This window comes from Terriglobia bacterium (assembly GCA_020072565.1).
Classification (GTDB): domain Bacteria; phylum Acidobacteriota; class UBA6911; order UBA6911; family UBA6911; genus JAFNAG01.
On sequence record JAIQGI010000068.1, the window covers coordinates 23,972 to 37,445 of the forward strand.

15 protein-coding genes are annotated in these 13,474 nt (G+C 54.3%); 9 read left to right on the forward strand and 6 right to left on the reverse strand.

The annotated features are described in order from the left end of the window. Window positions 1-137 precede the first annotated feature (137 nt). The 6 genes from LAP85_26540 (at window position 138) to LAP85_26565 (ending at window position 4,988) form a co-directional block, all read left to right on the forward strand. Complete coding sequence (locus tag LAP85_26540) at window positions 138-830, forward strand: hypothetical protein (protein ID MBZ5499972.1); 693 nt, start codon at window positions 138-140, stop codon at window positions 828-830. Window positions 831-956: 126 nt separating this feature from the next. Further along, window positions 957-1,172 carry a hypothetical protein gene (locus LAP85_26545; GenBank protein ID MBZ5499973.1) on the forward strand — a complete coding sequence of 72 codons (216 nt, stop codon included), beginning with the start codon at window positions 957-959 and terminating at the stop codon, window positions 1,170-1,172. After that, on the forward strand, window positions 1,169-1,726 hold the full coding sequence (locus LAP85_26550) for a hypothetical protein (protein ID MBZ5499974.1): 558 nt from the start codon (window positions 1,169-1,171) through the stop codon (window positions 1,724-1,726). The genes LAP85_26545 and LAP85_26550 overlap by 4 nt, the downstream gene beginning before the upstream one ends. A gap of 57 nt (window positions 1,727-1,783) precedes the next feature. Then, a complete protein-coding gene (locus LAP85_26555; protein MBZ5499975.1) occupies window positions 1,784-2,008 on the forward strand; it encodes a hypothetical protein in 225 nt (74 codons plus the stop codon). A 684-nt stretch (window positions 2,009-2,692) separates the two neighbouring features. Next, the gene (locus LAP85_26560; protein MBZ5499976.1) at window positions 2,693-2,971 is read left to right on the forward strand and encodes a hypothetical protein; all 279 of its coding nucleotides are present in this window, start codon (window positions 2,693-2,695) and stop codon (window positions 2,969-2,971) included. Between the two features lie 1,150 nt (window positions 2,972-4,121). After that, window positions 4,122-4,988, forward strand: coding sequence for a hypothetical protein (locus tag LAP85_26565; protein ID MBZ5499977.1), 867 nt, complete (start codon window positions 4,122-4,124; stop codon window positions 4,986-4,988). 839 nt (window positions 4,989-5,827) lie between these two features. Here the strand turns inward: LAP85_26565 and LAP85_26570 are convergent. The 5 genes from LAP85_26570 to LAP85_26590 all read right to left on the reverse strand — a co-directional run bounded on the left by LAP85_26570 (window position 5,828) and on the right by LAP85_26590 (window position 9,910). Beyond that, window positions 5,828-6,502, reverse strand: coding sequence for a hypothetical protein (locus LAP85_26570; protein ID MBZ5499978.1), 675 nt, complete (start codon window positions 6,500-6,502; stop codon window positions 5,828-5,830). A 193-nt stretch (window positions 6,503-6,695) separates the two neighbouring features. Next, complete coding sequence (locus tag LAP85_26575) at window positions 6,696-6,995, reverse strand: hypothetical protein (GenBank protein MBZ5499979.1); 300 nt, start codon at window positions 6,993-6,995, stop codon at window positions 6,696-6,698. A gap of 388 nt (window positions 6,996-7,383) precedes the next feature. Beyond that, the gene (locus tag LAP85_26580) at window positions 7,384-7,935 is read right to left on the reverse strand and encodes a DUF1579 domain-containing protein (protein MBZ5499980.1); all 552 of its coding nucleotides are present in this window, start codon (window positions 7,933-7,935) and stop codon (window positions 7,384-7,386) included. Between the two features lie 128 nt (window positions 7,936-8,063). After that, window positions 8,064-8,912 (reverse strand): DUF4440 domain-containing protein, encoded by an 849-nt coding sequence (locus LAP85_26585; GenBank protein MBZ5499981.1) that lies wholly within the window; start codon window positions 8,910-8,912, stop codon window positions 8,064-8,066. Window positions 8,913-9,466: 554 nt separating this feature from the next. After that, window positions 9,467-9,910 carry a hypothetical protein gene (locus LAP85_26590; protein MBZ5499982.1) on the reverse strand — a complete coding sequence of 148 codons (444 nt, stop codon included), beginning with the start codon at window positions 9,908-9,910 and terminating at the stop codon, window positions 9,467-9,469. 637 nt (window positions 9,911-10,547) lie between these two features. Between LAP85_26590 and LAP85_26595 the strand changes: the two genes are divergently transcribed. From LAP85_26595 to LAP85_26605, 3 genes are all read left to right on the forward strand, one after another. Beyond that, window positions 10,548-11,672: a hypothetical protein gene (locus LAP85_26595; protein MBZ5499983.1), complete on the forward strand. Its 1,125-nt coding sequence runs from the start codon at window positions 10,548-10,550 to the stop codon at window positions 11,670-11,672. Between the two features lie 11 nt (window positions 11,673-11,683). Beyond that, window positions 11,684-12,526 carry a hypothetical protein gene (locus tag LAP85_26600; GenBank protein MBZ5499984.1) on the forward strand — a complete coding sequence of 281 codons (843 nt, stop codon included), beginning with the start codon at window positions 11,684-11,686 and terminating at the stop codon, window positions 12,524-12,526. Between the two features lie 149 nt (window positions 12,527-12,675). After that, entirely contained in the window at window positions 12,676-12,960 is a 285-nt protein-coding gene (locus LAP85_26605) for an integrase core domain-containing protein (GenBank protein ID MBZ5499985.1), read from the forward strand. A 238-nt stretch (window positions 12,961-13,198) separates the two neighbouring features. Here LAP85_26605 and LAP85_26610 read toward each other — a convergent pair. Further along, window positions 13,199-13,474, reverse strand: a 276-nt coding sequence (locus LAP85_26610) for a hypothetical protein (GenBank protein MBZ5499986.1), incomplete at its 5' end; no start/stop codon positions are given.

Genomic DNA, 13,474 nt, shown 5'->3' on the forward strand with positions numbered 1-13,474 from the left:
ATTGGGCAACAAGCATGGCTCGTCCACATTCCGAGTCGCCCAAGGTTTGCGCCGGCAACGTGCACTTCGTTATTCTTTGACGACTCCCTGATCCCGGGATTTGAGATTCAATTTATTATGAAAAAGCGGAGGCCGTGATGAAGACACGCTTTCTTGAATTTTGCATTCTGGCGGCTTTCTTTTTGTCATTGGTAAATCTGACTGCCGCAGGACTACAGGATTTTTGGGAGCTAAAACCTTACACGCAATGGACTGCCCAAGAAGTGGAAAAGCTCCTTCTCCGTGATTCTCCTTGGACCCGAACGCATAGGCACGAGGCTTACTACACGGGTGGTAAAATAACTGGAAAGGGTACAGTTCGCTATGTGGGAGGGGATTGGGAACCGGCAGCTCAGATAATCATAAACTGGTTTGCCAAACCTATTCGGGAAGCCGCGGCGCGTCAGATGGTATTGCGGAATCTCGATGTACTCGGAGCTCAGCTCGACGAGATTATCAATCGCGATCCTCGCTTCATTGAAATTCTGGTTACCGACTTGCCCCAGGCCAGGGGAAACTGGGCAAAGGGAGGCAATGCTGAAATCATCAAGTTTAAAGAGAGTACCTACCTGTCGACAAAAAGCGCGGGGAAGATTCCCCTTTCCAATATGGTAATGCCAAAGGGCTGGGGTGATGCTCTGATCCTGCAGTTTGTGCGGGAAATGAATGGAAAAACCATCGTGAATGAAAAGGACCAGGAAGTGACCCTCTTCATTAAAATTGACACCGAGGTTGATCGGTTCATCTTCAATCTCAAGGAGATGATGATCAAAGGCAGATTGGAGATTTAAGGAACAGGGTAAGATTGGCCGCGATTAGTGATTGCCGTGAATTGTCTCGAACGGAGCCGTCAGGATATAATGAGGCAATTCCAGTTAAATTGTTGCAGTGGGCGTATCGCCTTTGCGGAGGCTCGCATGCCCGAGATCGGCCAGGCCATTTCGCACCACCGGATCATCGAAAAGCTGGGGCAAGGAGGAATGGGCGAGGTCTTCCTGGCTCACGACACCTCCCTTGATCGCAAGGTCGCCCTCAAGTTCCTGCCCGATATTTTCTCCGGCGATCCCGGTCGTGTGATCTCACCAGCAGGAAAAAGCATTTGCCTATTATTAAACCACAGGAGAATCCTATGAAACGGTACGTCCAGATTGCTGTTGTCGCGTCGTTGGTGGGCCTGATCGGTTGCCAGCAGACCGCCCCGAAGTTGTCCGAGGCAGATATCGCGGCGGTCAAGGCAAACCTCATCGATTGGGGCGCGGCGATTTCGTCGAAACACTACGACGCCCTCCCTGGACTCCTAGCCGCCGATTACTGGACGTTCCGGGACGATCAGCCGGACATAACCTCACGGGAGGCTGTGGTCGCATGGGCGAAGACGTGGGGGCCGGACATGCACCAGAGCTGGGTCGTCGACGAGGTCAACGGCTACGCCGACTTGGCCTTCTCCCGCGCGACGGTGTCGGAATCCGTCGCGCGACCAGACGGTACCCGGGAGTCCTCGCAGGCCGTGTGCTTCTGCACCCACCGCCGACAGCCGGACGGGACGTGGCGGATCAGCCGCGCCATCTGCCGCGATCGGAAGCCGCAGCCGGTTCAGGCGACGCATGTGTTCGACAACTGGGTGAAGTTGCTCGAGGCCGGCGATGTGAAGGGTGCGATGGATCTGTTCGCGGAGGACGTGGTCTAGTCGAGCCCGGAGAAGGACGACGCACTTGTCAATGGGAATGAGGCACTCAAACGCCGCATTGCGAGGACCTTCGCGTGGGCCAAGGCTTCCAACGCCGTGCTCACGGTCGACCGAGAAGAAGTCGTGGGCAACTGGGCCTACGTGACCGCCTCCTTCTCGGCCACGTGGACCGAGCCGAATGGCAAGCAGTCCGAGGAGCGCAGCCGGTATGTCTGCGTCCTCAAGCGCGCCGCCGGCGGCCCGTGGAAGATCTGGCGCTTCACCTTCTTCCCGGAAGCGTGAGCAGCCGGTCGGCCGGCCCGAAAGGATGACCACGCGACCTGATTCGTGCTCGGCTTCGTCTGCATGACTGAAGGATAGGGAGTTTAAGCTGCCGTCTTGATCCACAGTGATTCGATCCGGTCGTGACAGTCCCTTCGTCCAGTTACTGATAAAGAGCGATATGTCAACTTTGGGGCCTGTACCCCACTAAAACAGCATTATACAGCTGAACTCTTTTGATGGATTCCGGCCTAAAACGCTTTTACAACTAATTGCAGGGGCGATTAGCCACTCTAAAATACCGCGTACCTATGCCGCCAAGATTCCCTATCCCGTGATATGGTGCGACGCGAGCGCATCACAGCTGTATCATACAAATGAATTTTCCTCAAAAAATATCTGATTGCTGACGAATCTGCTTGACACTGTTTCCGAAGCGCAATTACGCTTTTTTTGCAGCGCATGGTTGATCATGACCGCTGCAAGATCCTGAATCAAAATCCGACGTGAGCGGGCTGGAGCTCCGAAAACAACCAGCTGGATGGCGAAGCTTTGTCAGACGATTTCGACGGGAAGGTCCTCAATCCGGACGGCGTCGAGATCGATCTCCCATAATGGGTTTTCAAGCGGCTCAAGCAGCTCCGGCTCCTGGATCGCGACGCCGCGACCGGGATGCGCCGGATTCAGCATCGCATTTTCGGATTGATGGATCTCTGGGACGGCCCCGATTTCAGGCCTGACCGCAACTTCCGGGCGTTTGACCCGACCTACCAGCAGGCATGCTCCAAGGACAGCGGGTATGCGAACTCCTTCCTGAGGGCCATCGGGAGGGACTGCAGCGGTCTCGTGAACCCGGCAAGCGACATCACCGACAACCTTGAATCCGACCTCGACCACTCGCGGCTCTCCGACGAATACCGGCGCATGAAAGTGGATGAAGTGCTGCGGGCCGTGAAAGCGAAGCGACGGGTCAAAGCAGCATGACCACCGACTGGCGAGCAGCATACCGGCAGGAAAAGCGGCGCCCCGGATACGTTATCGAAAACGGAAAATCCATCATCAAAGTCCGGCCAGATACCTTGCGCCGCCGATGGCGAATCTCGCTCCCTCAGGAAAAGAGAAAAACTGCCGCATACCAGAGGTGTCCCAAAAATGTGCTCATACCAGAGGTGTCCCAAAAATGTGCCGTCCTGAATCTCTGCTTTGAGTTATGATGGCACCCAGCTAGCAAAAAGGGCCGAATTGGGCCTGGTTTACATATTGCATTCCTATGTGCAGGACTTAGACCACGTTCCAGATTTCACACCCAATCCTGCCTTACTGGCAGTTTTCGTGCCAAGAACCTCAAACTGACCCACTACCGACTTGGCGGTCGCGCTGGGCGACTTTCCCGGCCATATCGCATTCTGATAATGCCTCCCCAGGCTGGCGATTGGCGGGGCCGTTATGGCGAAATTCTGCTTGATCTTTTACAACTATATTCCATGGTCCTTCCGCCACCTTCCAGCACTGGCTGCGGCGAGTTAAGAAGGAATCGGTCGAGTTTTGCCGGGGCCATAATGCTTGCGGAAGGGGGGATGATGATGGTGGTGGCGAACTTGATGGCGACAGCGCCACCGAGCATATTTATGATGCCGGGAATGGTCCCCTTCAAGACGCCGCTCATGGGCGCGATCGCTTCGGATGGCCGGGTTGGTCCCCTGCAAAGGTGCCTCCGGTCAATCCCCTCCTTGGCTTCTGGCGTCCAAATCCTCCGCCGTTCCCTGTTCCAGACAGAGCGGTTGCCGCCAAACGGGTACGCCGATTTGCAGCATCGAATTCAAAGGACTATCCAACGTTGGACAGGGACTTCCAGCAACAGCAATTTCGCGCAACCGAATGATCCACCCTCATCATTGTGTTAGAATCCGGTTTTAACAGAACGATTCTTGCCGGTATATTCCATAGAGATGGTGCTAGGAGCATACGACCGAGCCCATGCCAACCTGTTGAGCGGCAATAACGGCGCTTCGTAAAGGGAGGCTCTCGAAGTTACAGGATACAGGAGCCAGGATAAGCGCCTCAGCACGACCTCGACATCAAAGGCGGCGAAGAGCAGCTAGAAATGGATCCCATCCGAGGCCCAGGGAAACTCATGAAAAAAACCCTCAATGATCACGTCAACACGGCTATGATATTACTCAAACAGGGGCTTCGGCCTTATGTCGAGCAGACCTTCACGAAACGCTTTGGAAATAGCTGGCTGCAAGAGGCTGCGGAGGGCGTCCGCAACCGGGACACGGCTGATAGGATCAATCGCGGCCAGCTTGATGCCGCCGCGCTACTTGAGATCATGTGGAACCATTGGCATGACCTTTTCAGCAACACGCTCACTCAGAACGAACGTACATTGGTGAGCGAGCTGTGGGGTAAGCGCCATAGCTTGGCGCACCAGGAGGAGTTCAGTTGGGATAATGCATACCGCACGCTGGACAGTATTGAACTCCTTCTCAGGGCGGTTGCCGCCGAGGAGGCGGATAGCGTAAAGATGCAGAAGGATGAACTCCGCCGCATGATGGTTGAGGACGAAAGCCACCAACTGCCGTCCGAGGTTGCCATTTCAGTAGCCCCCCAGGGAGAACCCTATGAGCTGAAGCAGGGCAAGAAATGGGAAGCATGGACCCTCTCCAAGGGATATAAATTTACATGCGAAGGAGAGGTCTCAGAGGGTGTAAGCGTTGAGATGGGAAAGGGAACGAAAGCCACTTTCAGTGCAAGCCTTTTTGAGGCAATGCTGAATGAGTTTTCTGGCAAGACAATCGTAGGTGGATTTTCGATGACGGATCCGCCGACAGGAGGTCTGGGCTGGTGGGTTCAAAACAATTCCGGTAAGTATGGGAACAAGCTAACGCCGAGACATGCATCTTTTATCGCGGCGATACTCGTTGCCAAGGGTTATTGCACCTCACGACAAAGTCATGGCATTCTCTTGACATTCCCGAAAATTGACAAACACCCCTAAACCAAAAGTCTCCTGCTTTCCTGGGGCCGTCGACTCTGGTGCCTTTCCAGCGTGAAGTCCATTGATTCGGCTTCCAGGATTGGGCTGGCACCCTCAGTTTCGTGGGAATCCCGGCAGTTTCGGCTGTATTCCCGTCCAGGCTTTATCCCGACGTGCCCCAGGCACCGCCAGAGTCCAACACTTTGAAATCTATGGGACCCTCGATGGCGTTGGCGGTGCCGGTAGTGCTGGAGATAGCGGCGAGGCCACAGGCGATGCCCATAATATCAGGGTTTGCAGCTTCAACCCTGCGCTCATCGTCACGATCGCACTTAAGGGCGTAGTTGGGGACATGCAAGGGTGCTCCTGGCCAACCTGCCTCCTGGGTGTCTAGGGTCCGAATCCTCCTCCGTTCCTGTTCCAGCAGGCCGGTTGCGCTAAAGCTGGAAGGGCGGGCTGCACAATCGAATCCACAAGACCGTCCAACGGTTGGACAACCTCTCTCGGTCAACGCCCGTCAGATGGACCCGTGGAAGCCGCAGCGTCCATCAGGACCGACCTGCCAGAACAGGGAATCACGTCATCGTCGCATAGGTGGCGGAGGCGCGATCGATAGGGAACAAGGATCAGAAAAACAGAACGGCAAGTAACGAAAGGGTGATGACAGTCAGGCGCATGGTAATTTCTTTCATCGATACCCGCACCACAAGTTACTGATTCTGGAGCAATAATCGAACCATCCTCCTGAATCTCGGATTTGGGACGCGGATAGAGGGCAATCGAAGGGAGGTCGATTGATTAGAAGCAGTTACGACTTGCCGTTCAGATTGTCGCCAATGGGGACGGTAGACGTTTACCCGTCATCCCACCCTGGGCTGCTCGTCGTTATTCGGATCCTGCCGAGCGTGCTCATCTGGCCAGTATCGTTCGCGCAGAGCCTCGTGAACCTTGCAAAGACTCCACGGTTGGATTGCTTCAGAGTCGCTCGCCTTGCCCCCGTGCCGAACGGCGACGGTCATTACGCCCACGTAGAACGAGTCGTCAATAAACGTAAGTGGTGGCAAGATGCTCGCAAGGCGTTCCGCATCATTGTCACGCTTATTTTCTGTTGACCACGCGAAATGGGCAGCAACCTTGTTCCGGAATGCGAAAACCTCTGGGATGACCTTCGTGAGGTAGTAGTCTGGAAGCGGACGCCTATGGTCAAGTTTGTATGCGATGGCACCCACAGTCTGTACGTATTGGCATGCGGAAATTGAGTACCAGTGGAACGCGCATGTAAGAAGGGTCTTTGAAATCCCATAGAATGATGGGTCATTCCCGCCGCCGAAATACCGCATCTTACCATCCGGATTCACTCGTTGCTTGACGGCCTGATCGCAGTGCACAGCCCGATGATAAAGGAAATCCATTCCATGACGCAGGCAAATGAGGGCCCAGTATTCGTTGGTGGGTTCGTGGAACACGTTCCCCGGTGCCATGATGTTGTCGATGTGGTCCAGAATGGTGACACTCGTGTCAGTTGAACCCGCCATTGGTGATGCCTCCTCAAGCTTCCATTATGGAAAAACGCGGATCCTTTTCGCAGGTCACCCTCCCACTGCCCTGAGGGAGGATTTCTATCGCAAGGGGGAACAAGCAAAATCCGGGAAATGGGTCCCCAGGTTTGCTCTTGAGATATCACGTTGACTTCCCGGCCTCTCCGCTCTAAGAGAGTTCTAGACCCCGCTACCTGTTGATTGAAGCGTTCACTCTGTCTTGTGCCTCCTTGCGAGCCAGGCGGGTCTCCTTCCACGCGATGATCGCAACCAACAGGACCCCGACGACCAGGCCCCAGCCCAGGCCATTGGTCAACCCGAGGCCGATTCCCAGTTCCTGCGGGTTAAAATTAGCCGGGTCGCGGAGGGGCAACATCTGGCGGAAGAAGCCCGGTGCGACCTTCCCGAGCAACACTCCGATTACAGTTCCAGCGGCCCCGAAGCCTAAAGCCGGCCCCACGACAGTTGCGATTGCCTTCGTTACGTTCATCTTCTCCTCCGAGTCTCGGACAGAAGACACCTATCCGGGTGCCACCCAGTTTCTCAACAATTCGGTAGTGTGAAATGGTCTGGCCGATCTCGGGCATGCGGGCCTCCGGTTCGGCAAGTCAGGTGAGATGCTTTGTGGTGGCGACATTATACGGGGAAGCGGCTTTTTCAGGAAAGGAAAAGGGTTGCCGCCCCATTGCGAAGGCAGCGGAAGGAACGGATCAGGGCACGCAACACGACAGCTCATTGGTCCGTGTCTTCCGCTGAGGCTGGGATCGGGAATAAACAGCAAGAGCCGCCCCGAGGAGTGGCCCTTGGATGCCTCGATGCTGCGGGATGATCTTAGACAAGGTCGACCCTCCGCCTTTATCTCACCCGTCAGTTATGAGCTACTTCTTCGGAGCGGGCTTGGCCTTGGTGGCTTTGACTGTGAAGGCCGTCCACCAAGTGCCGTCCTGTTCTTTTTCTGATTTTCCCGAGACAGACACTCGATCAGGGCTAACACTCCACGTATTCCGCCATCTGGTCGTTTTCCCGTCCCGGCTCGTGTCAATGCCGTTTTCAATGGAGACTCCATCCTTGAAGGTCGCTGTCATGATCCAAGTCGTGCCATCATCGCTGAAACCGTAGGAGGTGTGGACTTTCTTAGCAGGATCGTAGGAGAGAATTTCCAGACTACGCGATTCCGCGCCCTTGCCTTTCCATGTATGAAGAATCTCAACGAAAAAGCCGTTCAAGATCCAACGGCCCTGCATCCTCCAGTCGAGTTGGTACTCGGGTTCCTCCCGAGTGTCCTTCGCTGTCCCCACCAGCGTCCAATCTCCTACCCAGAGATCCCACTCCTTAAGTTCCGGTCTTGGCTTGGGGGCTGGGGTTTGTGCCTGGGCGGCAACCGCAAAAAGCAATAGTATCAAGCCGACTGCAACAACAGTTCGTTTCATGGATTTCTCCTTCAAGGGTGCGAGAATGTAATGGAAGCCTGCGGAACATTCATGCACCACAGGTGGCTTGGAATGGCCTTCTCATCGACAGCCGACCCCACCGATAATCCCCAGGCCCCAACATGAAGCTACTGCACCTTGGTCGAGTAGCCGGTCACGCACTGCCACCGGCCTTCGCGTTTCACGAACACATCGGTGAAACGATATTGACCGCTTGTGTCCTTGCCTGCTATCGAACTCTTCTCGGTCGACAGGCCAAGCACAATAGCCGTGTCACCAAAAACGAGAGCCTTCATATCGCTAACCACCATCGACTCGGTCTTGGACGTATCGCTCTTCAGAGCGGAGAGCAACTGTTTCTTGTTGCCGACGAAGGTGGCGTAGTTTGCCTGGAACTCGTTAGCCAGCATCCTTTCGAGCGCCGCCGTATCCTTCTTGAGACTGGCAGCGGCCCAATCCCTTTCGAGTTGAAAGAGGGCTTTCTCATCCTCGCCGCTCGCGGTGCTGCCTGGCAGAGGCTTATTGCTGTTGGCAACCAGCCAGTCCCATTTCCAGGATGCGTCACCCTGACGAGCGAAAACCACCATCCAACTCCCTCCGTCACTAAAGCCCGTCTCGCCTTGCGCCTTTGGTGTGGCCTTCATCGTCCAAGTCCCTCTTGCTACAGCAACCTCACCTGTAACACGCACATCCTCAACCGGCCCGCTGAACTCAATGCTGAACTGGCCGAAAAAAGGTTGCCATTGTGACCGGATTGCTTCCGCACCGACCATGACAGGGACATTCGCGTCCGCCCACACGGTCTTGTCCGTCATCAACGCGGCAACAGCACCAGCATCCCCGGCATTGAGAGCCTTCTCGAAATCACCCATTGACTTCTTGATCGCCTGCACATCAGCAGGGTCATTGACTTTCTGGGCACAGGCGGAAAACAGCAAGAGCAAAACACACAGTATTACAGCGAATGTGGTCTTCATGGCTGCGACTCCAATTGAAATATTGGTTGGGATTGCTCAGCTGCGCGGTCTGGCCGATCTCGGGCATACAGCCCTCTGATACCGCACGTCAGGGTGTAAAGCTTTGTGGTGAGGCCATTATACGTGGAAACAGTCTTTACAAGTAAGGAAAAGCGTCGTCCCAAATGCCGCTGAGCGGGTTGTGAACCCAGCCCAATTCTGTCGGAATCCTCTGTAATTGCTGCGGCATGCCAGTCTAGGGCCTATGAAGAGAAAGCTCCACCGATAATCTCAGTGGCCCGAAATTGAGAATGCCGGGGCGGTCGCCCTATCCCCCGACGCTCACAGAACGATCTGGCCCCGGACCACTAAGTCGGCCCTCGGCGAATGTTTTACTCCCGATGAAATTCATGTTTGTTTCCTGTTATCACGGAGATGGTATCTGCTCTGAGCTAACGGTCCAACGGTTAGACAGGCTTCCTTGATTTTGTGCCTCGGAAGCAAGCCGAAAGGGCCAAGGCTCCGAGAGCAAGGGCAGTCGCCTTTTTTGGCGGGCACCCATAGGAGATGCCTCCCTAGCGAATGGCCCTTTTTCGCAGTACCTCTTCAATCTTAGGAGGTAGGTTCAACGGTTCTTGGCTAAGGAGCCTTGGTTGCTTCAGTTGCAATTGACTCAGGGTTTGCCCGGGAATACTCTTAATCAGCGATTGGTTGACTTCTCGCTGTCGGTTAAGAGCAGAATAAAGGCCAGCGGCAGCGTCAGTCATTTCACTTTTTTCGGCTTCCGTCTTGGCCACGGTCTGCGTCAATTGACCTACTTGGCCGATACTTTGGCTCCACCCCCTTCCCGAAAAAATGAGCACCAGACCAACGATGAGGAAGATAGCAGGAGCACCAACTCCAGACATTTCGAAAAACGGGAGCTTAATTGTGAATTGACCGCTCGAAAATTTCTTGAATAAGGCGATTATCGAGACGATCACGAGTGCGAACCCAAGGCAAAACATTGCTATTTGCATAGATCCTCCCTCTTCTCTTGATGGTTCTAGTGAGAAAAGACACTGTCCCAGTACCACAATGGTAAACGGCTGATAAAGCGAGAGCCCCTACCGCCTGTATGACGAAAGCTATGAGAACATTTCAGGAGAGCACAAACGACGATCGGCAAGTGAGCCTGAGCGTGACAAGAAGCAGATCTGCGGCACGGCCTATAATTTCGATTCAGGGTTGAAAGAGGAGGATAATCAAGCGGATGGAAACCCTGGCCGATCTTGGGCATGCGGGCCTCCGGTTCGGCACATAAGGGTGAGATGCTATGTGGTGGGGCCATTATAAGCGGAAGCAGCTTTTTCAAGCAAAGGAAAGCGTTGCCGCAAGGATGGGCGTGACGCTCATGGGCTCCGCAGCACTATCAGGTTGCCCGCCACTGGGTCTTCGGAATCCCTGCGATTTCGGCGCATGCCGGTCCAGGCCGCGCCAACCTATAACCGTTGGATGCGGCTGGCAGGTACGATCCAATGGAAGCTGGTTGGAAATCTCGGGTGAGCACGACATGGCTCACCATGCGAAACCGAAAAAATCTTGGTTTTGACCTTTCAAGGGGCAGCCTACCTGTATGACGCCAACGGGCGCCGGTTCCGCACAAATGATGGATCTGTGCTAAACTACGTTTATTCCTATACGGGCCAATTGCTGATGGAAGACAGGATAACGGAGTCGACCTGGAACAATTACATCTATTTCAATGGCCAGATGGTGGCGATTCATCAGCAGGACGACCACTTCCGGCTGCTGTTCAAGGATCACCTGGGGAACACGAGGTCGGTTTTGAAGGTGCATCTGCCTGAATCGAACTGGCAGTACAACTGGACGCTGGTTGAGACGGCGGACTTTTTGCCCTATGGTATGCAATATCGGGGCTATACATTCGATACGCCACCGACGGGCTATATGTATGAAGGCAAGAGCAGAGATGGCGGCCTGGACTACTTTGGTGCCAGGTACTACGACGGCAGCTCGCTTGACACTTCCTCTACGCGCTGGATCTCCCCGGACCAGCTCACGGCGCGCATCTACGATCCGCCATCGCTGAACAAGTATACTTACGTCACAAACGACCCGGTGAATATGGTAGATCCGGATGGAAGGAGCTGGCTTAGCGCCATTGTGAGTTTCCTCGGAAAGATCGTCGATGCCATCGTATCGGCCGTTGATTTTTATATAGATTCATGGCGCGAGCTTGCCACAGCACCTCCACTTATGGGGGGAGATATTTGGGATCGCGGGAGAGGCGGTCCAAGTGATGAGGATTATGGTCATGGCGGTGCCAACCAGGGCTTCGTTGCCATCTTTGAACTTCCAGCTGAAAATATCAAATACATGGACGACATCGACGCCTCCTGTGGACCAGTACTAACAGCAGGTGGCTGTGAAAGAGTCGATTATAGGCCGGACTTCGTTTGCGTGCAAAATAGCGCTTCAATGTGGACAGCCAACTATACTATCAGTCTTACTGGAAATATTTATGTGGCTAAGGGCCCATTCCCGTACAAAGGAAGAGATCCCCAAGACCATAGCATAACGGACACGGCGAGTGCCTTACGGCATGAGCAGAGACACGTCGATGATCTTGTCAATGCACTCCGCAACCTGTTCCAAGGATTCGCAAAATTTGTTTCTGGTTCAGAAGAGGATTGTAAAGAAACAGCTGGGGAAGCGGAGAAACGTGCTATCACGGTAGCGGACCAGGCGAGAAGAGATAGCGCACAGCGGCGAGGGTGAGGCGAACATCTATGATTGTTCCTATCCAATGGGTCATTGCGTTACTGCTTATCTCTACAATGCAGAGAGAGCCGGCTGCTCAGATTCGAATGATAAGTGGCGATGAGCGAAAGGCATTGGAGACACTGTACGAGAAAACTGGAGGAAATACTTGGGTGCGGCGAGATGGATGGCTTGGCCCTATAGGCACGGAGTGCGGCTGGTATGGGGTTGTCTGCGCAAGAGAAAGCAGCCGACAAATACCGACCACGTATACTGTGACAGATTTGCAGCTGAGTGACAACGGTCTCAAAGGACAAATACCTCCAGAGGTAACCGCCCTAAAGAATTTGAAGAGTTTAGTGATCTTAGGCAATGCTGTCAAGGGGCCTTTTCCGGATGATCTACTTCAAAAATATGATCGAGGGCAGCTGTATATCGTACCTTCTTCACTCATTCACGATGTCGAAGAAATAGTGGTGGATGTAAACAACCCTTCTGTTCTCTGTGGTGCCTTCCGTGTATGGATGTCTGCCGATGGGAATGTTCGACGCGAACGTAAACTGTGCCGTGAAAAAGATGGGAGGCAGACCAGAGAAGTGTATTACGAGTACCAACGAGGTAAGACCCATGATTTCGACCGCCTCGCGCGCTTCCTTATCAGTAGCGGTTTTTTTGAAACTAAATCGACGGTTCCGAACGGGTATTGGTTTGATGTTACGGAGACGTCCGTTACGGCAAAACGTAGCGGAGGGATTACCATGACTCATTCGTGGAGTCCCGCCGAAGCCAAGTTAGATTGGGAATTGGAGATGATATCGTACGGTCTTATTGCAAGGGTCCAATGGTCGGGGCCACCTACGACAAAAAAATAGATAACTGATGACGGAAGGTGGAGCGCAACGCGCAGTTCTGCGATCGCAGAGTCACGCTGGATTGCGTTGCCGCGAAGAGCGCCAAGGTGGGGGAAATTGGGGACGTCACCCGTTTATGAGAATTAAAAGGATATAAGGCAGAGTCGTTCATGAAAACGCTGAAACAGGAAGAGATCAACGGCAGCAGTTATCGAGATCTCGATCAGCTGTGCCAATCGATCGCCGAGTTTCTCGAAAACGCGTACAATCGCCGGCGTTTGCATTCGGCGCTCGGCTACCAATCACCTGTAGAACACGAGGAAGCCTTGATGAAATCAGAAGCGGGGAACTCTACACTGCTGGTGGGAAAGGGTGCTGGCTGCCTTCTTCCCCCACGCCCCCTGCCCCCGGTAAAATCCAATTTTCCTGTCCCTGATTTCCTTGTCTCACTATAGGGGTGCAGTGCAAACCCTTCTCAGGAACGAAAGCGGGATTGGGCGATAAGGAGCAGCGCATCTGGGCTTCACGATAATAGCCCTCGGCATTGAGACAGTACATGCAGTTGTTGTTGAGGAAATGCCAAGCAGGGCCCGGTTCCTGCGAGATCTCGAACGCCCTGGAATAGCCTTTCAGTGCAGCTTTTCGGTCTCCCGGACGCTCTCGCGCCTGACCCACGGCCAACAGGCACTCGGCTTATGCGCCAGGCAAATCCACGAGGGCAAGGATTTTTTTACAATAGCCAGAGGCGGCGCCGAAATGGCCCTCTTCGGAGCATTCCCCGGCGAACCCCCAGAGCGCTTGCACGATCTCGTCGATGTTCGCTGTGCGCCCATGCGCATCCTTGCAGCGATCAATCCGCCCGAAGCCATCCATAGGATTCTTGATTGCCTGGGCCTGCCGACGAGACCCCCGCCAATTGCAGCAGCATCGACCGCCGCCCCCTACTTCTCCTGATCCGGAGGCTGCTAA